This window comes from Stenotrophomonas sp. YJH_SMC_123, from assembly GCF_059368215.1.
The window spans coordinates 188,602-210,432 of sequence record NZ_JCAFRM010000005.1; the positions used below are offsets into that span (position 1 = coordinate 188,602).

Sequence of the window (21,831 nt, forward strand, 5' to 3'; positions counted from 1 at the left end):
AAGGGCTCCTGACCGGTCAGCCGAGGCTGCGTGCGGTGTTGATGACGTTGATGCCGTTGAAGCGCGCGGTGGACGAGCCGTGCGAGACTGCCGAGACCTGTCCCGGCTGGCCCTTGCCGTCGAAGAACGAACCGCCCAGGCGGTAGTCGCGTTCGTCGGCCACGGCGGTGCAGGCGTTCCAGAACTCCGGCGTGCGGATCTGGTAAGCCACGTCTTCCAGCATGCGGGTGATCTGGCCGTTCTTGATCTCGTAGAACAGCTGGCCGCCGAACTGCGCGTTGTAGCGCTGCTGGTCGATCGAGAACGAGCCATCACCGATGATGTAGATGCCGTTCTCCACGTCCTTGATCAGGTCCGGCACGCTCAGCGGCGTCTTGCCCGGTGCCATCGACACGTTGGCCATGCGCTGGAACTGCACGCTGGACCACGAGTCGGCATAGCAGCAGCCGTCGGACTCGGTCTTGCCGAGGATGTGGGCCTGGTCGCGGATGGTCTGGTAGTCCACCAGCTTGCCGTTGCTGATCAGGTCCCAGCGCTTGCACTTCACGCCTTCATCGTCGTATGCCACCGCGCCGAGGCTGCCGGGCTGGGTCTTGTCGGCGAAGATGTTGACCAGCTCGCTGCCGTACTGGAAATGCTGTTCGCGCTTGTCCAGGGTGGCGAAGCTGGTGCCGGCGTAGTTGGCTTCGTAGCCGAGCACGCGGTCCAGTTCCAGCGGGTGGCCGATCGACTCGTGGATGGTCAGCCAGGTATGCGACGGATCGAGCACCAGATCGTACTTGCCCGGCTTCACCGACGGGGCCTTCAGCTTTTCCTGCGCCTGCCGGGCGGCGGCGATGGCGTCTTCCTTCATGTCGTAGGAAGAACTGTAGTTGACCACGCCATTCGGGCTGACCACCTTGCCGGCGGCGGCGCCGTCCAGGTACTCGTAGCCCAGGCCCATCGGCGAGGACAGGCCCGAACGGGTGCGGAACTTGCCGCTGCTCTTGTCGATGGCGGTGACCGTCATCGGCGCCCAGATGCGGTGCACGTCCTGGTCGATATAGGAACCATCGGTGGAAGCAAAGTACTTCTGCTCGTTGACCAGGAACAGCATCGAGTTGACGAAGCTGGCACCAGCGCCCATTGCGGCAGCGTTGACGTCCAGCAGCAGGCCGACCTTGTCCTTGATCGGCACCTCCATCGCATTCTTGCGGATCGGCGTGCGCCAGCTCACTTCACCCACGCCCGGCGCCTTGGCCAGCTGCACCGGTGCGGTCTGCACGCCGGCATTGGCCTTGGCGATGGCCGCCGCCTGCTGCGCGGCCCTGGCCACGTCGGCGGTACCCAGTGCGTTGGTGGCGGCGAAGCCCCAGGCGCCGTTGACGATCACGCGGATGCCCACGCCGGTGGACTCGGTGTTCACCACGTTCTGCACCTTGTCCTCGCGGGTGATCACGAACTGCCGCAGGTAGCGGCCGATGCGCACGTCGCAGTAGGTGGCACCGGCGCTGCGCGCCGCCTGCAGCGCCGCGTCGGCCAGGCGCTTCTTCAATGCCGGGTCGAGGCTGGACTGCAGCTGCTCGGCGGCGATCACCTTGCCGAAGAAGGAGGGCACGATCAGCCCGCCCGCGGTAAGCCCGGTCAGGGCCAGGAAGTCACGTCTTTGCAAGGCTGCTCTCCATGTCGAAGGATGGGTGGCTCAAGCGCCGAGACTGCGCGCGGTGTTGATGATGTTGATGCCGTTGAAGCGGGTGGTGGACGAACCGTGCGAGACCGCCGAGACCTGGCCGGGCTGGCCCTTGCCGTCGAAGAACGAACCGCCCAGGCGGAAATCGCGTTCATCGCAGATGGCCGTGCAGGCATTCCAGAATTCCGGCGTGCGGATCTGGTAGGCCGCATCCTCGACCATGCCGGCGATCTTTCCGTCCTTGATCTGGTAGTACAGCTGGCCACCGAACTGCGCGTTGTAGCGCTGCTGGTCGATCGAGTACGACCCCCGGCCGTGGATGTAGATACCGTTCTCCACGTCCTTGATCATGTCCTCGACGCTGAGCGGCTGCTTGCCCGGCGCCAGCGAGACATTGGCCATGCGCTGGAACTGCACGCTGGACCAGGAATCGGCGTAGCTGCAGCCATGCGATGCATCGCGGCCGAGGATATGGGCTTCATCGCGGGTGGCCTGGTAATCGACCAGGATGCCGTCGCGCACCAGGTCCCAGCGCTGGGTCTTGACGCCCTCGTCGTCGTAGCCGACCGCACCGAGGCTGCCCGGCTGGGTCTTGTCGGCGAAGAAGGTGACGATGTCGCTGCCCCAGCGGAAACCCGCATCGCGCTTGTCCAGCGTGGCGAAGCTGGTGCCGGCGTAGTTGGCTTCGTAGCCGAGCACGCGGTCCAGCTCCAGCGGGTGGCCGACGTTCTCGTGGATGGTCAGGAACAGGTTGGACGGGTCCAGCACCAGGTCGTACTTGCCGGGCTTCACCGACGGCGCCTTCAGTTTCTCGCGCGCGTGGCGGGCGGCCGCAATGGCGTCCTCGACCGGGTCGTAGGAATCGCGGTAAGCGGTGATGCCACCGGGCAGGTGCACCTTGCCGCGCGCATCGCCATCGAGGAACTCATAGCCCATGCCCATCGGCGAGGACAGGCCGGCGCGGGTGCGGAACCTGCCGCTGGCCTTGTCGATGGCGGTGGCGGTGAACGGCAGCCAGATGCGATGGATGTCCTGGTCGATGAACGAGCCATCGCTGGAGGCGAAGTACTTCTGTTCGTTGACCAGGAACAGGGTGGAATTGATGTAGTCGGCGCCCGCATCCAGCGCGGCGGCATTGAGGGCCAGCAGCAGTTCGACCTTGTCCTGGATCGGCACCGCCATCGCGTTCCTGCGGACGGGGGTCTGCCAGCGCACCTCCCCGACCGGCGGCGTCGGCGCCAGCTGCACCGGCCGGGTCTGGATGCTGGCGTTGGCGCGGGCGATCGCGGCCGCCTGCTCGACCGCAGCGCGTACGGCGGCCTCGGTCTGCTGGTGGGTGGCAGCGAAGCCCCAGGCCCCGTTGACGATCACCCGCACGCCCACGCCGGACGATTCGCGGTTGGTCACGTTGCCGACCTGATGCTCGCGGGTGATGACCGACTGGTTGAGGTAGCGGCCGATGCGCACATCGCAGTAGCTGGCCTTGGCCGTGCGTGCGGTGGCCAGCGCCACGTCCGCCAGGCGCCTGCGCTGGAGGGTGTCGACCGGGGCGAGCAGTTGCTCGGCGGCGATGGCACGGGAATGCGGCAGCAGCAGGCCCGCCAGGCCCAGACCGGAAAAAGCCAGGAACTCACGTCGTTGCACAGCGTTTCTCTCTCTCGCTTGCGTGCGGCCGGCAACGGGCCGAGCCGATCACGTCAACCACTCGACTTTCGCCAGCGCGGGGCATCCGGGCAAGTGACTGCAGTCATGGTTGGGGGTGTTTCGGCAGGGCTTGCAGCCCTGCACCTGCTCAGAGCCGGAGCAACAGCCACAGCAACAGCGGGCTTGCTGAGGGATGGCGGCGCGGTGTGGGTGGGCAGGACACGCCGTTAACCCCCCTCCGGGGTCCGGCCCAGCCGCTGGCGGCTGTGCGTTCGGGCGCTTGCGAAGCAGTGCTTCGCAAGCAAAGCGCCCTCACCCATGGGGGCTCGATGGCGCCATCCATGGCGCCAACGGTCCTGCCCACCCACACCGCCCCGCCTCTGACAGATTCCGTGCGCTGCTGGTAGGTGTCGACCTTGGTCGACACATCTGTCAGATATCGAATGAAATTCGGGGTCAGATCCGTTTTCCTGCGGAAAACGGATCTGACCCCAAGATGTTTCCGACAGATCGCGGCCAACTGTCGAAGGCGGGGTGGGTCCGGTGGCAGGGGCGTGAGCGCCATGGATGGCGCGACCGAGCCTCCATGGACGGATTTACGGCGTCGCCTGCCACTCCACCCCGCCATCCCTCAGGAAGCCCGCTGTTGCTGTTGCTTTGGCTGTTGCCGTTGCTGTGGCTTGAAGCAGGTGCAGGGCGCAGCCCTGCTCGGAACACCCCCCTCGTGCACAATGGGGCCGACCCCGCCCGGACACCGTCCTGATGTCGAGCAAGCCGCATTCAGAAGCCTGCGAGCGCAACCGCGAACCGATCGCCGCCGCACTCGACCCGTGGATGGGCGACCGCCATCGGGTGCTGGAAATCGGCAGCGGCACCGGCCAGCACGCGGCCTTCTTCGCCGAGCGTTGGCCCTGGCTGCGCTGGCAGCCCAGCGACCATCCGGACCATCTGCCCGGCATCGAGGCCTGGCGCGCGGAAGCGGCGCTGCTGAACCTGCTGCCGGCGGTGGCGCTGCAGGTGGAACTGCCACCGGCGCCTGGGCTCAGCCTGCCACAGAGCAGCACGTTCGACGCCGCGTTCAGCGCCAACACGCTGCACATCATGAGTTGGGCGCACGTGCAGGCGTTGTTCGCCGCGCTGCCATCGGTGCTGCGTCGCGGCGCGCTGCTGGCCGCGTACGGCCCGTTCAACTACGGCGGCCGCTACAGCAGCGACAGCAACGCGCAGTTCGATGCCTGGCTGAAGGCGCGCGACCCGCGCAGCGGCATCCGCGATAGCGAAGCGGTGCAGGCGCTGGCCGCCGACCACGGATTCACCCGCCTGGGGGATGTAGCGATGCCGGCCAACAACCGCCTGCTGCTGTGGCGGTTGGGGTAAACCATCGGTAGTGCCGGCCGCTGGCCGGCAACCGATTGCCGGGATGAATGCTGGCCAGCGGCCGGCACTCCCTTCAGGCCACCTGCACGATATGCAGCGCCTTCGGATTGCGCCACTGCGCCAGCAGGGCCGCTTCGCGCGCCTTGGCCTGCTCGAAATGCGCTTCCTTGACGTGGCCGAAGCCGCGGATGTGCTCGGGGATGCTGGCAATCTCCACCGCCAGGGCCAGGCGGTCGTCATCCAGGCCGTCCAGCAGTACCTGCACGGTGGCCTCGTAATCGCCGATCAGCTTGCGCTCCATGCGGCGTTCCGCGGTGCGCCCGAATACGTCGAAGCGGCCGCCACGCAGGAACTTCAGCCTGGCCAGCAGGCCGAAGGCCTTGAACATCCACGGGCCGTATTCCTTCTTCAGCAACCGGCCCTGCTCATCCTTCCTGGCGAACAGCGGCGGCGCCAGGTGGAAGCGCAGCTGGTAATCGCCCTCGAACTGCTGCTGCAGGCGGCGCTGGAAGTCGCCGCTGGTGTACAGGCGGGCCACTTCGTACTCGTCCTTGTAGGCCATCAGCTTGAACAGGTAGCGGGCCACGGTCTCGGTCAGCGCCGTGGAGCCGCCGATGCGCTCGGCTTCGGCGGTGCGCACGCGCTCGACCAGGCGGCGGTAGCGGTTGGCGTAGGCAGTGTCCTGGTACTCGACCAGGAACGCGGCGCGGCGCTCGATCATTTCATCCAGCGAGCGCGACAGGCGGGCGTCATCCAGCGGCAGGAACGCCACGTCGCCACCGTGCGAGGGCAGGCCGCGCAGTTCGCGTTCGTCGCCGGTGTTGCGCGGTGCCGCAGTGGCACCCCATTCATTGCCCTCCCACTCGCCTGGCGGCAGCGGATGCAGCGGGCCCGGGGTGGATTCGGCATCGGTGTGGCGGTTGCGCACCAGGCCGGCGGCCTGCTGCACGGCCTGCGGATCGACCACGGCCAGGCGGCCCCACGCAAAGGCCTGCTGGTTCATCGCCACGGCGGCGCCATTGAGCTCGATGGCGCGCATCAGTGAGTCGAACGACAGCGGCACCAGGCCCTGCTGCCAGGCGTAGCCGAGGATGAACAGGTTGGCGGCGATGGCATCGCCCAGCAGCGCGGTGGCCAGCTGGGTGGCATCGAGCAGCAGTGGTTCCTGGCCGCCCAGTGCCACGCGCACGCCGGCGATGATGTCGGCGGCGGGGAACTGCATGTCCGGGCGGGTGGTGAACGTGCCCGGCATCGCTTCGTAGGTGTTCAGCACCACCTGCGAACGGCCGGCGCGCACCTTCGACAGCGCCCAGTAATCGTTGACCACCACCATGTCGCAGCCCAGCACCAGGTCGGCTTCACCGGCGGCGATACGCACGGCGTGGATGTCTTCAGGGCGACGGGCAATGCGGATATGCGTGGTCACCGCGCCGCCCTTCTGCGCCAGGCCGGTCTGGTCGAGCACGGTCGCACCCTTGCCTTCCAGGTGGCCTGCCATGCCCAGCAGCGCGCCAATGGTCACCACGCCGGTACCGCCGACGCCGGTGATCAGGATGTTCCAGGGCTGTTCCAGGCTGTCGCGAAGGGTCGGTGCCGGCAGGTTGTCCAGCAGCGTGGACGCATCGCGCTTGCTGCCCTTGCGCGGCTGGCCACCGTGCACGGTGACGAAGCTCGGGCAGAAGCCGTTCACGCAGGAATAGTCCTTGTTGCAGTTGGACTGGTCGATCTCGCGCTTGCGCCCGAACTCGGTTTCCTTCGGCAGCACCGACACGCAGAAGCTCTTCTTGCCGCAGTCGCCGCAGCCTTCGCAGACCAGCGAATTGATCAGCACCCGCTTCTGCGGGTCTTCCAGCTTGCCGCGCTTGCGGCGGCGGCGCTTCTCGGTGGCGCAGGTCTGTTCGTAGATCAGGATCGAAACACCCTTCACTTCGCGCAGGCGCTTCTGCACTTCGTCCAGCTCGCTGCGGTCATGGAATTCGACGTCGCTGGGGAAGTGCTCGCGCTGGCCGGTCCACTTGCCGATGTTGTCCGACAGCACCACGATGGTGTGGATGCCTTCGGCGCGCATCTGCTTTGCGATGTCCGGCACGCTCAGCGGACCGTCCACCGGCTGGCCGCCGGTCATCGCCACCGCATCGTTGTAGAGGATCTTGTAGGTGATGTTGACGCCGGCAGCGACCGCCTGGCGGATCGCCAGCGAACCGCTGTGGAAGTAGGTGCCGTCGCCGAGGTTCTGGAACACGTGCGGGGTATCGGTGAACGGCGCCTGCCCGGCCCAGGTCACGCCTTCGCCGCCCATGTGGGTGAAGGTATCGGTGCTGCGGTCCATCCAGGTCACCATGTAATGGCAACCGATGCCGGCCAGCGCACGCGAGCCTTCCGGCACGTTGGTGGACGTGTTGTGCGGGCAGCCGGAGCAGTAGTGCGGCACGCGCGGAAAACTGGCGCGCGGCAACGCAAGTTCGGCTTCCTTCTCCTGCATCCACTGCAGGCGCTGCTCGATCGATGCGTTGTTGAAGAACTTCTGGATGCGGCGACCGATCACGCCGGCGATGGTGGCCGGGGTCAGTTCACCGGTGGACGGCAGGATCCACTCACCGCTCTCGTCGTACTTGCCGACGATGGACGGGCGCTGGCCCCAGCTGGCCGGCCAGTTGAAGAACTGTTCCTTCATCTGGCGCTCGATGAAGGCACGCTTCTCCTCCACCACGATGATGTCTTCCAGGCCCTGCGCGAAGCGCGCGATGCCCTGCGGCTCCAGCGGCCAGGTCATGCCGACCTTGTACACGCGGATGCCGATGTCGGCGCAGGCGGCTTCGTCCAGGCCCAGGTATTCCAGCGCCTGCAGCACGTCCAGGTAGCTCTTGCCGGTGGTGACGATGCCCAGCCGCGCGCGCGGCGCATCCATCACCACCTTGTCGATGCCATTGGCGCGGGCGAACGCCTGTGCAGCCTTCACCGCATAGCGGTGCAGGCGCATTTCCTGGTCCAGCGGCGGGTCCGGCCAGCGGATGTTGAGGCCGCCCGTAGGCATTTCGAAGTCTTCCGGCAGCACGATGCGGCGCGCCATCGGATCGACCTCGACCGAGGCCGACGATTCCACCGTCTCGGCGATCGTCTTGAAGCCGACCCAGCGGCCGGTGTAGCGGCTCATCGCCCAGCCCAGCAGGCCCATGTCCAGGATGTCCTGCACGCCGGCCGGGTTCAGCACCGGCATCATGGCGCTGACGAACTCGTCCTCGCTGCCATGCGGCAGGGTTGAACTGCGGCAGGCGTGGTCATCGGCGGCCAGCGCCAGCACGCCGCCATGGCGCGAGGTGCCGGCGGCATTGGCGTGCTTGAACACGTCGCCGCAGCGGTCCACGCCCGGGCCCTTGCCGTACCACATGCCGAACACGCCCTGCACGTTGGCGCCGGGGAACAGGTTGGTCTGCTGGGTGCCCCACACCATGGTGGCGCCCAGGTCCTCGTTCAGGCCGGGGGTGAACTTCACCTTGGCCGCGTCGAGGTGTTTGCGCGCGCGCCACAGCTCCAGGTCAAAGCCGCCCAGCGGGCTGCCACGGTAGCCACTGACGAAACCGGCGCTGTCGATGCCTTCGTGCGCGTCGCGCAGCCGCTGCATCAACGGCAGTTTCACCAGCGCCTGCACGCCACTCAGGTAGATCCGCCCCTCGTTGCGGGTGTACTTGTGGTCGAGCGTGTAGTCACGGTCGATCAGGTCGGCGGAAGAGGGCGAAGTGAGTTGCGCGGTACTGGTCATGGCTGGCCCGGTCAGGATCGGCTGGCACCGGCCGCGTGCAGGCACGCGGCGGGAAAGGCGCGAATTGTAGCAGCGAGGCCCGACCGCCCCGGCACTCGCGCCGGCGGCCATGCTGGGGTTAGGATCGGGGAGAGAGAGGGAGGCTGCGGTTGCGGCCTGGGGAGAAGGGATGTCAGTTGCAGCAAAGATCCTGGGCAGCATGTTGCTGGTCTCGGGAACGGCCCCCGTGTGGGCCGCGCCGGCGGTGCCGGCACCACAGGAGTTCTACTTCGACAGCGATGCGGCCGCCGTGCCGATGATCGTGGTCCAGTCCGACGGGGATGCGCTGGTGGCGCAGCTGCTCAAACAGCGCGAGCGCGGCCGGCGTACCGTGGAGGCCACCGTGCAGCTGGCGTCGGTGGCCATTGCGCAGGGCCGCACCGAGCTGGGTGAACAGCTGTATCGCGAAGCACTGAAGGATGCGCCGGTGCAGGGCAGCCTGGGCCGTAGCGTGCGCTGGAATTACGGCTGGGACCTGCTGCGTCAGGGCCAGCCCGAAGCCGCCCTGGAGCAATGGCAGGCCGCTGCCGGTGGTTCGCTGAGCAAGCCGGGCTGGCTGCCACCCACCTATGCGCTGGCGCTGTGGCGGGCCGGGCAGAAGCAGGAGGCGGTGCAGTGGTATGCCGCAGCGGTGCGTACCGAGCCGACGCAATGGAGCGACAGCAGCCGCTTTGCGCAGTTGTTGCCGTTGTGGCGTGACGACGAGCGCGCCTCGCTGGCGGAAGTGCAGCAGGCCTGGGCGGCCGCGCCGCCGGCCTGGCCCTGAGGGAAGGGGGGGGGCCGGGTTGCACCCGGCACCCGCAGAGGCAACGGCTGGAGCAACTGCAGCAGCCGAAGCAACAGCGGGCTTCCTGCGGGATGGCGGGGCACTGTGGGTTTGCGGGGCCGCCGTAAACCCATCCATGGGGGCTTGGTCGCCGCATCCATGCGGCTCACACCCCGCAAACCAACAGTGCCCCGCCTTCGACAGGTTCCGGCGGCTGTTGGTAGGTGTCGACCTTGGTCGACACGGTAGGTCCATGCCATGCGTGGATGAGATCTGCCAGGGATAGAAATCGAACTGGGGTCAGATCCGTTTTCCTCTGGAAAACGGATCTGACCCCCATGCCCTCAAGAGCAGCCAGCCAAGCGCTTTTGCTTTTGCGCTTCCACTTCAATCATCCGCGGAAACCGTCCGCCCCGACGCCCATGCCCGCAATGCCTCTACCTGCTCGGCCATCAGCACCGACAGCGGCCGCGTCGCACGGATCTCGTTCATCAGCAGCTCGGTATCCAACGGCCGGCCTTCGGCGTGCGCCGCATACAGCCCGGCCACGATCGCCTGCTCGATCTCGGCGCCGGAGAAACCATTGGCCGCGGCCGCCAGCGCCGGCAGCGCGAAGTCGTCGCCGTTGAGCTGGCGTCGCCCCAGGTGCAGCCGCAGCAGCTCCACACGCACCTCAGGCGTGGGCAGGTCGACGAAGAAGATCTCGTCAAAGCGGCCCTTGCGCAGCAGTTCGGCCGGCAACTCGTGTACCTGGTTGGCGGTGGCGACGATGAAGACCGGCGCCTTGCGTTCGGCCATCCAGGTCAGCAGGTAGCCGAGCACGCGGCGCGATACGCCACCGTCCTCGCCACCGCTGGCCAGGCCCTTCTCGATCTCGTCCATCCACAACACGCAGGGCGCCAGCTGCTCGGCCGAGGCCAGCGCCTGGCGCAGGTTGGCCTCGGTCTCGCCGTGGTACTTGTTGTACAGCGCGCCCACGTCCAGGCGCAGCAGCGGTACGCCGAAGCCGGCGGCGGTGGCCTTGGCCAGCATCGATTTGCCGCAGCCCTGCACGCCCAGCAGCAACATGCCGCGCGGCGGATCCAGGCCGGCCGGTGCCGAGCCGGCGATGAAGGCCACCCGGCGCTGGCTGATCCAGCGCTTGAGCCGGTTGGCACCGGCCACGTCGCCGAAGCGCGCGCTGTCATGCTCGAAGAACAGGTGGCCGCTGCGGTTGAGCAGCTCGAACTTCAGCCGTGCCAGCTGCGGCAGGTCGTCGTCGCGCAGCGCGCCATCGGCGTAGATCAGCTGGCGGGCGATGCGGCGGGCATCGACCAGGCTCAGGCCCTGCAGGTTCTTCAGGATCTTCTTCACCGCCTCGCTGTCGACCTCGACACGGCGGCCGCCGTGTTCGCGCGCATAGGCGTCGGCCTCCTCGCGCAGCATCTTCAGCAGGGCGTTGGCATCGGGCAGGCGCGGGTTGAAGCGCACCGCCAGGGCCTCCAGCTCGGCCGGCAGCTCGACCTTGGCGCCGATCAGCACCAGCACATGCGGCTCGCTATGGCGGCGCTGGATCAGGTCGCGCAGCGCGCGCTGGTGGCTGGCATACCCCAGGTAGGGGTGGAAATCGAGCAGCAGGTAGACACCCCGCTGATCGGCCTGGCGGATCATCTGCAGGGCGGCGCTGGCATCGGGCGGGCCGACCGGCGGGTCCTCGCGGTCCAGGTCGATGCGACGCAGGCCCTCGGTGATGGACCAGCGGTGCAGGGCCCGCCACACGTGCATCAGCGTCTGCCGGAACAGCTCGACGATGCGGGCCTCATCCTGGGTCTCGATCACGATCAGGGGGGTATTGGCGCGGATCAGTGCGCTCAGGTCCTGCAGTTCGCTCATGCCGGTTCGATCCTTCGGGGGCGCCACGATAGCAAAGGCGATGGCCACTGGTTCAGCACGGTGCTACCTCCCGTCACCACCGCCGGTGTACGCTCGGGGCACGTACCCGGAAGCGAGGCTGGCATGAAGACGATCCTGGTGGCCGGTTCCAAGGGCGGGGTGGGCAAGACCACCGTCGCCACCCACCTGGCCGCGTACGCGGCATTGCAGGGCAAGGCCACGGTGATCGCCGATGCCGACCCGCAGGGCTCCAGCACCCGTTGGGCACAACGGCGTGCAGGGCTGGAAAGCGCGGTGCTCCCCATCGATGTGTATCGGAAGAAGCAGTGGGCGCAGAAGCTGCCCGACGGTACCGATACCGTCATCATCGATGCACCGGCCGGTGCGCTGGCCGACGATATCCCCCATTTCCTGGACGCGGCCGACGCCGTGGTGGTGCCGGTGCTGCCCTCGGCGCTGGATATCGAAGCCATCGTTGGCTTCCTCAACAGCTTGGCCCAGAACCCGCGCGTGCACAGCCGCAAGCTGCCGGTGGGGCTGGTCCTCAACCGCACCAAACCCTGGACCCAGACTTCGCAGCAGGCGCTGCAGATGCTGGCCGAATGGCCATACCCGGTGGTCGCGCAGCTGCGTGACAGCCAGAGCTACGTGGTCATGACCGGCCTGGGCCGCAGCCTGTTCGACTATCGCTCCGCCCAGGTGCGCGAACACCAGGCCGACTGGGAGCCGCTGCTGTCCTGGCTCAAGCTTTGATGCCTGCCTCACTTCTCCTGCTGCATCCTCTTCTCCATGGAAACCCGCGATGCGTGAACTGATCCTGCTGCGCCATGCCCATGCCGAACCCGCCGTTTCCGGCCAGGCCGACCTCGACCGGCCGCTGTCGCCGGTGGGGCTCGCCGAGGCCGAAGCCGCCGGCAAGTGGTTGAAGGAAAACAACCTGCTGCCCGACTGCGTGCTGTGCTCGCCGTCGCGACGTACCCGCGAGACCCTGGAAGCGGTGATGACGGCCATCGGCTATGTCGAAAAGCGCCTGGAAGACCGGATCTACGAAGCCACCCCGGGCACCCTGGCGGCGCTGGTGGACGAGCGTCGTGACCTGGACCGGGTGCTGATCGTCGGCCACAACCCGGGCCTGGAGCAGCTGGTGGCCCTGATGACCGACGGCACCAGCAGTGACTATCGCGGCATGCCGCCGGGCGGCGTGGCCGTGCTTGGCTTCCCGCGCGAGGCCTCGATCGAACCCGGCGTGGCCAGCCTGAACGCGTTCTGGTGGCCGTGATCCGATGAGCCTGGCGCGGCGCAGCCGCTTCCTGCTGCCCGCGTTGCTGGCGCTCGGCCCGGCCTGGGCCGCGGCGCCCCCACCGACCCCGTTGCCGCCCGTGTCCGCCGAGGCGCCACGGGTATTGCGCCTGGATACCCAGCGCTCGCGGATCGGCTTCGAGGTGCGCACCCGCTTCGGCCAGCGCATCGAAGGCGTGTTCCCGCACTTCGAGGGGCGTATCGAGATCCTGTCCGACGGCCGTCACCAGGTGCACCTGAAGATGTTCACCCGCTCGGTGGAGATCCCCGGCAAGGCGCGCTATACCGGCTGGATGCGCGGCGAGGAGTTCTTCGATGCCGGGCGCCATCCGGTGGTCGAGTTCGACTCGCTGCCCTACTGGCCGGAGACCGTGGAGCAGGGCGGCGCCATCAACGGCCGGCTGACCCTGCGCGGCATCAGCCACCCCGAGTCATTGCAGGTCGAGAAGGCGGAGTGCGCCCGACCCGGCTATGATTGCGACGTCGTCAGCCGCGGTACCGTGCAGCGAGGCCGGTACGGAATGGACAGCTGGCAGCTAGCCTTGAGTGACCGAGTGACCTTCGTATTGCGTGCGCGCCTGAGCGAGGCGCCGAAACCGTGAACCTCCTGCTGCGCGTACTGGCGCTGGCAACCGTGTTGCTGGGCAGCGGCTGTGCATCGCTCTCGCATGCCGAGCGTGACCGTGCCGAAGCGATTGCCGTGCAGGCGCGCTCGACCGACGTCGACTGCCAGCGCGCCGACCGCTGCGCGCAGGACTCGCCGTTGCGTGCGCTGGCGGGCCGGGCGTTCACCGAATCCACCCCGGAACAGCCACGCCACTACGCCACCCTGCTCGACGAGGGCGAGGGCGCCCTGGTCGCGCGCCTGAACCTGCTGCGCAGCGCCACCCGCAGCATCGACCTGCAGACCTACATCTTCGACAAGGACGACAGTGCCCGGCTGGTCATCGACGAGCTGCTGGCCGCGTCGCGGCGCGGGGTGAAGGTGCGGGTGCTGATCGACCAGCTCTCGGCGATCTCCGACCTGCAGATCCTCGGCGCCCTGTCCGGCGCGCACCAGAACTTCCAGCTGCGGGTCTACAACCCGACCTTCGGCAAGGCCCGGCTGAACTACTTCGACTATGCCGGCAGCGTGCTGTGCTGCTTCCGCCGCTTCAACCAGCGCATGCACAACAAGCTGCTGGTGATCGACGATGCGATCGGCGTGGTCGGCGGCCGCAACTACCAGGACGACTATTACGACTGGGACCGCGAGTACAACTTCCGCGACCGCGACGTGCTGATCGCCGGCCCGGAGGCGCGGGCGATGGCGGCCAACTTCGATGCCTTCTGGCGCGCCAGGCGCAGCGTGCCGGCCGAGCGCCTGAACGATGTCGGCCGCACCCTGCTGCGCGAGGGCGTGCCGACCCTGCCGCCGGCCAGCTTCCGCCGCCCCGAGCGGGTGGAGCGGGTCAGTGCCGAAGCCAATGACATGGACTTCGTCAGCCGTTCCTTCGTCGATACCGCGTTGCCGGTGGCCTCGGTGCGCTATGTCGCCGACCTGCCGCGCAAGCACCGGCGCGAGAAGGCTGATGCGCCGCTGGCCGGACAGCACGTGACCGAGCCGCAGCTGGATGCGCTGATCGCCGGCGCGCAGAAGGAAGTGATCCTGCAGACGCCGTACCTGGTGCTGTCCAAACCGGCGCAGAAGCTGTTCCGCGAGCTGCGCAAGCGACCGCAGCCGCCGCGCGTGGTGGTGTCCAGCAACAGCCTGGCGGCGACCGACAACCCGATCGTCTATGCGCTGTCGTACAAGTACAAGCGGCGCAACATGCGCGAACTGGGCTTCAACATCTTCGAATACAAGCCGTTCCCGCTGGATGCACCGGTCGATTACCGCAACCTGCTGCCCGACCCGATCGCCGCGCCGGAAGGCGACGACGACGGCGGGCGCAACCCGCTGATCGGCGGCAGTGCTGCCGGCAGCAATGCCGGCGACCGTCGCGATCGCGATGAGCACCCGGCACCCACCGGCAAGCAGGGGCCGGTGAACCATCCGCGCACCGGCAGTGCCTACCAGAACGCGCGCGAGCGCCGCCGTGCGGCCGGCAGCGAGGTCGAGACCCGCCTGCTGCGCACCGAGACCCGGCCCTCGTTCCTGGGCAGCAAGGCGGTCAACAAGCCGTTGCCGGTCACCCGCAAGGGCGCGCGCATGGGCCTGCATGCCAAGTCGCTGGTGGTCGATCGCCGCATCGGCGTGGTCGGTACCCACAACTTCGACCCGCGCAGCGAGAACTACAACACCGAAGGCGCGGTGATCATCGATGACCCGGCCTTCGCCGAGCAGCTGGCCGAGAGCATCCTGCGCGACACCCACCCGCAGAACTCGTGGACGGTGGCGCCGCGGGCCAAGCCGCCGGTGCTGTCCGGGCTCAACTACAGCGTCGGCAAGGCCTCCGAAGCACTGCCGATCCTCGACTTCTGGCCGTGGCGCTATGCCACCGACTACGAGTTCAAGCCCGGCCCGGACTGCCCGCAGCCGTTGCCCCGGCAGGACCCGGGCTTCCACCGCTGCTATGTCGCCGTGGGTGATTTCCCCGAGGTCAATGTCGGTCCGAAGTGGCTGCTGGTACGCATGCTGACCGCATTCGGCGCCGGCCTCGTTCCCATCCTCTGAAGGTGCCCGCATGACCCAGGTGTTCCGCGAAGCCGTTTCCCTCGAGCAGCTCAACACGCTCAGCCGCAACACCGCGATCGCGTCGCTGGGCATCGTCTTCAGCGCGGCCGGTGACGACTGGCTGCAGGCCACCATGCCGGTGGACGAGCGCACCCGCCAGCCCTACGGCATCCTGCATGGCGGCGCGTCGGTGGTGCTGGCCGAGACTCTGGGCAGCAGCGCGGGCAACCTGTGCGTGGATACGGCCAAGCAGATCTGCGTGGGGCTGGAAATCAACGCCAACCACGTGCGTGCGGTGCGTTCGGGCACGGTCACCGGCACCGCCCGCGCGCTGCACGTGGGCCGCAGCACCCAGCTGTGGGAGATCCGCATCGAGGACGAGCAGGGCCGGCTGGTGTGCATCTCGCGGCTGACCCTGGCGGTGGTGGCGGCCGGCCACGGCTGAGCCCCGGACGGGCGGTGACGGCAGCGGAACCCAGCGTTCCCTGCCGATTGCCCCGGTCGATGGGTGTTATGGCCTAAATCGGCTGGCAGCGATGACGGCCCTCCGGTATCGTGCGCGGATGACTTCCCCCACTCCGGCCCCCCGCGGCGGCGTGGCGCGTGTGTGCCGTTACCTGTACCGCGTACCGCTGCTGTTGGTCCACATCGTCGTGTTCCTGCCGCTCATCCTGATCGGCATGCTTCGGCCGTGGGGCGAACTGCGCGTGGGCGAGGCGACCCTGGGGGCCAAAGTGGTCAACTGGTGGCAGGGCGGGCTGATGTGGATCTTCGGCTTCCGCCTGGTGCAGATCGGCAGGCCGCTGCCCGGCGCCGTGCTGTTCGTCGCCAACCACGTCAGCTGGGTCGACATCTGCATCCTGCACAGCCAGCGCATGATGGGCTTCGTCGCCAAGCGCGAGATCGCCAGCTGGCCGCTGGTCGGGTGGCTGGCCGCGCGCGGGCAGACCATCTTCCACCAGCGCGGCAACACCGAATCGCTCGGTGGCGTGATGCAGGTGATGGCCGATCGCCTGCGCGAAGGCAAGGCAGTGGGCGTGTTCCCGGAAGGGCGTACCCGCGGTGGCCACGAAGTGGGCCCGTTCCATGCCCGCATCTTCCAGGCGGCGGTTGAGACCGGCGTGCCGGTGCAGCCGGTGGCTCTGGTGTATGGGCTCAAGGGCGACGCGCAGACCATTGTCGCGTTCGGCCCCGGCGAGAGTTTCTTCGCCAATTTCCTGCGCCTGCTCGGTGAGCCGGCGCGGCGTGCGGAAGTGCATTTCCTGGCACCGATCGGTGCGCAGGACCTGGAAGGCCGTCGGCGCATCGCGGAGACGTCGCGCGCGCGCATCGTGGCGGCCATGAGCACGCAGTGAGGGTGCGGTGGCCCTGATCCCGCCACCCGTCCTGGACGCCGGCACGCCGACGCTGCACGCGGCTGACTACCAGCCACCGCGCTGGCTGCGCAATCCGCACCTGCAGTCGATGCTCAGCTCCAGCCGCATGCGCCTGCAGCGCGGCCTGCTGCTGCTGGCCGCGACCGGCGCGATCAGCGAAGAACTGATCCTCGACGGCGGCGACGGCGTGCGCCTGCAGGGCTGGCACAGCCATGTCGAAGGCCGCGAACCCAAGGGCATGGCCCTGCTGCTGCATGGCTGGGAAGGCAGTGCCGAATCCAGCTACATGCGCATGGCGGCCGCGCGCATGCTCGAACAGGGCTTCGACGTGGTGCGGCTGAATTTCCGCGACCACGGCAATACCCATCACCTCAACCCCGGCATCTTCCACTCCAACCTGATCGACGAAGTGGTGCATGCCGCAGGCGATATCGCCCAGCGCTGGCCGCAGCTGCCGCTGGTGGCCGCCGGCTACTCGCTGGGCGGCAACTTCGTGCTGCGCCTGGCCCTGCGTGCGCCGGCGGCCGGCGTGCCGCTGCTGCGCGTCGCCTCGGTATGCCCGGTGCTGGACCCGGCGCTGACCATGGAGAGCATCGAGAACGGCCCGGCAATGTACGACTGGTACTTCCGGCGCAAGTGGGCCGGTTCGTTGCGGCGCAAGCGCGACCTGTTCCCCGAACTGAGCGACTGCGACGACCGCGTGCTGAAGCTGGACATCCGCGCGTTGACCGCCTGGCTGGTCGAGCGCCACACCAGTTTCGGCTCGTTGCAGGCCTATTTCGACGGCTACTCGATTGCCGGCGATCGCCTGTCCTCGCTGCAGGTGCCGGCCGACATCCTGATGGCACAGGACGACCCGGTGATCCCGTACGCGACCTTCAGCGACTGGCAGCTGCCGCGCAACGCGCACCTGGAAACCGCCTGCTGGGGCGGCCACTGTGGCTTCCTGGAAAACTGGCGCGGTGACGGCTTCTCCGAGCGCTGGGTGGCGCAGCGCCTGCAGCGCGTGCTGCAAGGCTGAACCGGCACGGGCGCGCAGGCCGCTACAATGCGGGTTTGCCCTTGAACCGGACCGCCATGCAAGACCAGATCATCCAAGCGTTGCGCCAGAACGAGGCCGACCAGGCCGTGCAGCTGGCCCAGGCGTGGACCCGTGATGAACCCGGCCAGGCCGAGGCCCACCGCTGGCTGGCGCTTGCGCTGCAGCAGCAGGGCAAGGCCGAGGACGCGATGGAGGCCCTGCAGCAGGCGCTGCAGCTGGCCCCGGACAATGCCCAGCTGCACCTGCAGCACGCCGGCCTGCTGCTGGCCCTGCGCCAGTTCGACGGCGCTGGCGAAGCACTGACGCGCACCACCGGGCTGGACCCGAACGCCTTCGCTGCCTACCTGATGCAGGCCCACCTGGCGATCGGCCGCAACGATTTCGATGAAGCGCAGCGCCTGTCCACCCTGGCCTCGCGTGTCGAACCGGACCACCCGGAACTGCTGACCATCGACGGCATGATCGCGCTGCGCCGCGATGATGCCGATCGCGCGCTGACGCTGCTGTCGGCCGCCAACCAGGCCCAGCCCAACGACATTCGCGTGCTCTACGCACTGGGCTTCGCCTACCTGGGCAAGAACATGCTGGCCTTCGCCGAGCAGGCGTTCCGCCGCGTGCTGGAACTGAACCCGACCATCGCCTCGCTGCATGGCCTGGTGGTGCAGCTGGCCATGCGCCAGGGCAACCTGGACGCTGCCGCCGAAGCGATGCAGATTGCGCTGCAGCAGCAGGGCCTGGATACGCCATCGATGCGCCGCCTGGCCGGCGAACTGGCACTGCGCAGCGGCCAGCCGCTGCAGGCGCTGGAGCACCTGCTGCCGTTGCTGGAATCGCTGCCTGACGACCGCGACGTACTGCAGTTGCTGCTGATGTCCTGGCAGCGCCTGGGCCGCGAAGACGAGGCCCGCGCACGCCTGGATGCCGCCCTGGAGCAGCACCCGCAGCTGCACGACCTGTGGCTGGCACGCCTGGCGGTGGAAGAGGTCGGCAGTGCCACCGCCGCCGCCACGGTCGAGCGCTGGATGGACGCGATGCCGGGCCACCTGCCGGCGCTGGAAGCGCGCCTGCGCCTGCACGACATGGTGGGCGAACACGCCCAGGCCGAAGCGATCGCCGAGCGCATCGTCAACCTCGAACCGGGCCGCGTCAGCGGCGAAACCCGCCTGGTCGAAGGCCTGCTGCAGCGCGATCCGGCCGCCGCGGTCGCCCGCGTGCAGGCGCTGATCGACATGGCACCGGAAGGCCACCGCGCCGACCTGCGCACCTGGCTGGGTGAGATCCAGGATCGCGCCGGGCAGCACGAAGACGCGCTGCAGACCTGGCTGGCACTGCAGGCCGACCAGGCACCGCAGCGCCTGCCGCTGCCGCCGCAGGCCAAGGCGCCGCCGAGCTGGCCGGACAAGGGCGAGATCGACGGTGATGCCACTTCCGCGCCGATCTTCCTGTGGGGCGCGCCGGGTTCGGGCGTGGAGCGCGTGGCGACCGGCCTGGCCGCCGCCAGCCCGGTGCTGCGCAGCGACCGCTATACCTCCAACGCACCCGACGACGCGTTCCAGAACTACCACACGCTGCAGGACCTCGCCTCCGGCGTGCTGACCCCGGAGCGGCTGGTGCAGCGCTGGCGCGAACAGCTGCCGTCGCGCGGCGTGCAGGACGACGCGATCATCGACTGGCTGCTGTGGTGGGACAACGCGCTGCTGTGGGCGCTGCGCCCGCAGCTGCCGCAGGGCCGCCTGCTGGTGGTGCTGCGCGATCCGCGCGACATGCTGCTGGACTGGGTGGCCTACGGTGCCGCCGCACCGCTGGCAATGACCTCGCTGGCCGAAGCCAGCGAATGGCTGGCGCGCGCGCTGGCCCAGGTCGCCGCCCTGCACGAGGACGATCTGTACCCGCAGGTGCTGCTGCGCATCGACCAGATCGGCAACGATCCGCAGGCGATGGCCGAACTGCTGGGCCGCCTGTTCGAGCGGCCGATGCCGCCAGCCGCGCAACTGGGTGCGCCGCGCTTCCCGCCGGGCCACTGGCGCAACTACCGCGACGTGATGAGCGCCGCCTTCGCCAAGCTCACCCCGATCGCGGTGCGCCTGGGTTACCCGGAAGAGTGAGGACACGCCGATGCAACTGAGCAGCCACAGCCTGACCAACGGTGCACCGATCGACCGCGAATTCGCCGCCGGCGATGCCGCGGGCTTCGCACCGGACCGCAATCCGCACCTGGCCTGGAGCGATGTGCCGGAGGGCACCCGTTCGTTCCTGCTGGTGTGTGTCGATCCGGACGTGCCGACCGTGCCGGAGACGGTCGGCCGCACCGACATGAGCGTGCCGCGCGACCAGCCGCGCTGTGATTTCGTGCATTGGGTAATGGCCGACATTCCGGCCTCGGTGCGCGAGATCGCCGCAGGCAGCTGCAGCGACGGCTTCGTGGTGAAGGGCAAGTCCAAACCGGCCGGCCCGGCCGGCAGCCGCCAGGGCCTGAACGACTTCACCGGCTGGTTCGCAGGCAATCCGGACATGGCCGGTGACTACCTGGGCTATGACGGCCCGTACCCGCCGTTCAACGACGAACGCCTGCACCACTACTTCTTCCGCGTGTTCGCGCTGGACGTGGCATCGCTGCAGCTGCCGGCACGCTTCACCGCCGCCGACGCCTACCGCGCCATGCACGGCCACGTGCTCGCCGAAGCGGCACTGCACGGCACCTACACGTTGAACCCGGCGCTGGGCTGAGAGCCCTTGTAGGGCCGGGGCATGCCCGGCTTTGCTTTCTGCAGAGTCGAGCCATGCTCGACTTTGCCTTGTAGAGCCGAGCCCATGCTCGGCTGCTTCTGCTACGCAATGGACCTGCAGTAAACAGCAAACCCTGCCAGGAACGCATCCGCTTCGGCGCGATGCACTTCCGACTGAAGCACCTCGAAGATCTCCTCCGGTTCCAGGCCCAGCACCGGTACACGCAGGAACAGCGTTGTACTGAACGCGGCACTGACCGTGGACAGCACCGCGCGAAGTGCCTGCAGCATGTCCTCGCCACGATGGGACGCATGCACTAACGCAATGGGCCGACCGACGATCTGGTCGCCGGATACGAGCCAGTCGATCGCATTCTTCAATCCGCCGGGAATGCCACGCACGTATTCAGGGCTGCACACCAGCACACCGTCGCTGCGGGCGATGGCCGCCTTGAAGCGCGTCACGCTGCAGGGTTCATCGGTGCCTTCCAGATCGGGGGAGAACACCGGAAGTTCGCCGACCCCGGCGTAGACCTCGATCTCCATGCCGGGCGGCGCGATGGCTTTCAGGGCCACCAGCAGAGCGGTGTTGGTCGACTGCCGGCGCGCGCTGCCGGATATGGCGAGAATCTTCATCGTGGCAAGGCTGGCACGTGGGGCTGCGTCGACGCTACAGAACGTAGAAGGGCGACCTCGTGGCCGCCCTTCTGTTTATTTACTTCTTCTCGATGGCCGACTCGACCACCATGTCCAGCACGTACGCCTGCGACGGCGCATCGGCCGGCGGGTTCTTCACTTCGTAGCGCTTCACGCGCACCACGTTGCGCACGCCGTCTTCGTGGGTGTAGCCCTCGATGGTGCCGTAGAAGTTCTCGAACTTGCCCGGCTCACCCTGCTTCAGGCCCTTGTCGTCGAACTTCACTTCGCGCACCTGCAGGCACTGGTAGTCCGGGATCAGCGGGTGCGAGCACTTCTGCGTCTTGGCGGCCACTTCCAGGAACACGGTTTCGCCGGCGCCGCCGTAGCGGGTTTCAGCGGTCGGCTCCGGGTTGAACACCAGCACGTCGCCCTTGGCGTTGGTCAGCGTCAGCTTGCCATCGGCATCCTGCTCGGCCTTCAGCTCGCCCTGCAGGCGGCTCGACACGGCTTCGTCCAGCGCCATCAGCGCCTTGTCGGTGCAGGCCATCATGGTCGAGGCCATCGCGCTGACCGTCAGCTTGCCGTCGGCCAGGGTGTAGCCGCCGCCCATGCGGTTGCAGGTGTTGCTGACCGACAGGCGGCCATCTGCGAAGTCCAGGGTGACCGGCTTGTCTTCGCGGGCGAACAGCGCGTCGATGCGCTTGCCGTCGGCGCCGGTGGCCTGCTGCAGCAGCCAGTGCTGGCTCTGCAGGCGCTGCGCATCCAGGTGCGCCAGCGTCTGCTGGTCTGCTGCCTTGGCCGCGGCCGGGGCCACGTCGTCGCCGCCGGTGCCGGCCGGGGCCGGGGTCTGGCTGCAGGCGGCCATCAGGGCCAGCGGGAGGAGCAGGGTGAGCTTGCGGTTCATGGTGATTCTCCTTGGGGAACCGTGGGGGAAACGGGGTGGGGCCGGCAACGGGGTTACCGTAC

17 protein-coding genes are annotated in these 21,831 nt (G+C 68.1%); 11 read left to right on the top strand and 6 right to left on the bottom strand.

Annotated elements, in window-relative coordinates:
- Positions 1-16: 16 nt before the first annotated feature.
- The gene (locus AC5P5W_RS13320; protein ID WP_014645477.1) at positions 17-1,651 is read right to left on the bottom strand and encodes a TldD/PmbA family protein; all 1,635 of its coding nucleotides are present in this window, start codon (positions 1,649-1,651) and stop codon (positions 17-19) included.
- Positions 1,652-1,681: 30 nt separating this feature from the next.
- Positions 1,682-3,313 carry a TldD/PmbA family protein gene (locus tag AC5P5W_RS13325; RefSeq protein WP_032957606.1) on the bottom strand — a complete coding sequence of 544 codons (1,632 nt, stop codon included), beginning with the start codon at positions 3,311-3,313 and terminating at the stop codon, positions 1,682-1,684.
- Positions 3,314-4,075: 762 nt separating this feature from the next.
- Between AC5P5W_RS13325 and AC5P5W_RS13330 the strand changes: the two genes are divergently transcribed.
- Complete coding sequence (locus tag AC5P5W_RS13330; protein ID WP_111205516.1) at positions 4,076-4,690, top strand: DUF938 domain-containing protein; 615 nt, start codon at positions 4,076-4,078, stop codon at positions 4,688-4,690.
- Positions 4,691-4,763: 73 nt separating this feature from the next.
- Here the strand turns inward: AC5P5W_RS13330 and AC5P5W_RS13335 are convergent, their stop codons facing one another.
- Complete coding sequence (locus tag AC5P5W_RS13335; protein ID WP_046427751.1) at positions 4,764-8,450, bottom strand: indolepyruvate ferredoxin oxidoreductase family protein; 3,687 nt, start codon at positions 8,448-8,450, stop codon at positions 4,764-4,766.
- A 169-nt stretch (positions 8,451-8,619) separates the two neighbouring features.
- On the opposite strand from AC5P5W_RS13335, the gene AC5P5W_RS13340 reads away from it, so the two are divergent.
- Positions 8,620-9,255 carry a tetratricopeptide repeat protein gene (locus AC5P5W_RS13340; protein WP_046427754.1) on the top strand — a complete coding sequence of 212 codons (636 nt, stop codon included), beginning with the start codon at positions 8,620-8,622 and terminating at the stop codon, positions 9,253-9,255.
- Positions 9,256-9,642: 387 nt separating this feature from the next.
- On the opposite strand, the gene AC5P5W_RS13345 is transcribed toward AC5P5W_RS13340, so the two are convergent.
- A complete protein-coding gene (locus AC5P5W_RS13345; protein WP_014645482.1) occupies positions 9,643-11,127 on the bottom strand; it encodes an AAA family ATPase in 1,485 nt (494 codons plus the stop codon).
- A 123-nt stretch (positions 11,128-11,250) separates the two neighbouring features.
- Between AC5P5W_RS13345 and AC5P5W_RS13350 the strand changes: the two genes are divergently transcribed.
- The 9 genes from AC5P5W_RS13350 (at position 11,251) to AC5P5W_RS13390 (ending at position 20,227) form a co-directional block, all read left to right on the top strand.
- Positions 11,251-11,880 carry a nucleotide-binding protein gene (locus tag AC5P5W_RS13350; protein ID WP_005420986.1) on the top strand — a complete coding sequence of 210 codons (630 nt, stop codon included), beginning with the start codon at positions 11,251-11,253 and terminating at the stop codon, positions 11,878-11,880.
- A gap of 49 nt (positions 11,881-11,929) precedes the next feature.
- Entirely contained in the window at positions 11,930-12,406 is a 477-nt protein-coding gene (locus AC5P5W_RS13355; RefSeq protein WP_014035499.1) for a SixA phosphatase family protein, read from the top strand.
- A gap of 4 nt (positions 12,407-12,410) precedes the next feature.
- Positions 12,411-13,028, top strand: coding sequence for a YceI family protein (locus AC5P5W_RS13360; RefSeq protein ID WP_014645483.1), 618 nt, complete (start codon positions 12,411-12,413; stop codon positions 13,026-13,028).
- The gene (locus AC5P5W_RS13365) at positions 13,025-15,082 is read left to right on the top strand and encodes a phospholipase D family protein (protein ID WP_049408351.1); all 2,058 of its coding nucleotides are present in this window, start codon (positions 13,025-13,027) and stop codon (positions 15,080-15,082) included. Before AC5P5W_RS13360 ends, AC5P5W_RS13365 begins: the two co-directional genes overlap by 4 nt.
- Before the next feature lie 10 nt (positions 15,083-15,092).
- Positions 15,093-15,527, top strand: a complete 435-nt coding sequence (locus tag AC5P5W_RS13370; RefSeq protein WP_014035502.1) for a hotdog fold thioesterase — start codon at positions 15,093-15,095, stop codon at positions 15,525-15,527.
- A gap of 118 nt (positions 15,528-15,645) precedes the next feature.
- Positions 15,646-16,437, top strand: a complete 792-nt coding sequence (locus AC5P5W_RS13375) for a lysophospholipid acyltransferase family protein (protein ID WP_049441701.1) — start codon at positions 15,646-15,648, stop codon at positions 16,435-16,437.
- Positions 16,438-16,489: 52 nt separating this feature from the next.
- The gene (locus AC5P5W_RS13380) at positions 16,490-17,479 is read left to right on the top strand and encodes a YheT family hydrolase (RefSeq protein ID WP_046427777.1); all 990 of its coding nucleotides are present in this window, start codon (positions 16,490-16,492) and stop codon (positions 17,477-17,479) included.
- A 56-nt stretch (positions 17,480-17,535) separates the two neighbouring features.
- Entirely contained in the window at positions 17,536-19,605 is a 2,070-nt protein-coding gene (locus AC5P5W_RS13385) for a tetratricopeptide repeat protein (protein ID WP_032961627.1), read from the top strand.
- Between the two features lie 10 nt (positions 19,606-19,615).
- Positions 19,616-20,227 carry a YbhB/YbcL family Raf kinase inhibitor-like protein gene (locus AC5P5W_RS13390; RefSeq protein ID WP_032961630.1) on the top strand — a complete coding sequence of 204 codons (612 nt, stop codon included), beginning with the start codon at positions 19,616-19,618 and terminating at the stop codon, positions 20,225-20,227.
- Positions 20,228-20,328: 101 nt separating this feature from the next.
- Here AC5P5W_RS13390 and AC5P5W_RS13395 read toward each other — a convergent pair whose 3' ends face one another.
- Entirely contained in the window at positions 20,329-20,862 is a 534-nt protein-coding gene (locus AC5P5W_RS13395; RefSeq protein WP_014645488.1) for an NADPH-dependent FMN reductase, read from the bottom strand.
- Positions 20,863-20,941: 79 nt separating this feature from the next.
- Positions 20,942-21,769: an META and DUF4377 domain-containing protein gene (locus AC5P5W_RS13400; protein WP_049420290.1), complete on the bottom strand. Its 828-nt coding sequence runs from the start codon at positions 21,767-21,769 to the stop codon at positions 20,942-20,944.
- Positions 21,770-21,831 lie beyond the last annotated feature (62 nt).

Coding starts and splice junctions, on each gene's coding strand:
- AC5P5W_RS13330 (WP_111205516.1), top strand. CDS start 4,076: ATGTCGAGCAAGCCGCATTCAGAAGCCTGCGAGCGCAACCGCGAACCG.
- AC5P5W_RS13335 (WP_046427751.1), bottom strand. CDS start 8,450: ATGACCAGTACCGCGCAACTCACTTCGCCCTCTTCCGCCGACCTGATC.
- AC5P5W_RS13340 (WP_046427754.1), top strand. CDS start 8,620: ATGTCAGTTGCAGCAAAGATCCTGGGCAGCATGTTGCTGGTCTCGGGA.
- AC5P5W_RS13345 (WP_014645482.1), bottom strand. CDS start 11,127: ATGAGCGAACTGCAGGACCTGAGCGCACTGATCCGCGCCAATACCCCC.
- AC5P5W_RS13350 (WP_005420986.1), top strand. CDS start 11,251: ATGAAGACGATCCTGGTGGCCGGTTCCAAGGGCGGGGTGGGCAAGACC.
- AC5P5W_RS13355 (WP_014035499.1), top strand. CDS start 11,930: ATGCGTGAACTGATCCTGCTGCGCCATGCCCATGCCGAACCCGCCGTT.
- AC5P5W_RS13360 (WP_014645483.1), top strand. CDS start 12,411: ATGAGCCTGGCGCGGCGCAGCCGCTTCCTGCTGCCCGCGTTGCTGGCG.
- AC5P5W_RS13370 (WP_014035502.1), top strand. CDS start 15,093: ATGACCCAGGTGTTCCGCGAAGCCGTTTCCCTCGAGCAGCTCAACACG.
- AC5P5W_RS13375 (WP_049441701.1), top strand. CDS start 15,646: ATGACTTCCCCCACTCCGGCCCCCCGCGGCGGCGTGGCGCGTGTGTGC.
- AC5P5W_RS13385 (WP_032961627.1), top strand. CDS start 17,536: ATGCAAGACCAGATCATCCAAGCGTTGCGCCAGAACGAGGCCGACCAG.
- AC5P5W_RS13390 (WP_032961630.1), top strand. CDS start 19,616: ATGCAACTGAGCAGCCACAGCCTGACCAACGGTGCACCGATCGACCGC.
- AC5P5W_RS13395 (WP_014645488.1), bottom strand. CDS start 20,862: ATGAAGATTCTCGCCATATCCGGCAGCGCGCGCCGGCAGTCGACCAAC.
- AC5P5W_RS13400 (WP_049420290.1), bottom strand. CDS start 21,769: ATGAACCGCAAGCTCACCCTGCTCCTCCCGCTGGCCCTGATGGCCGCC.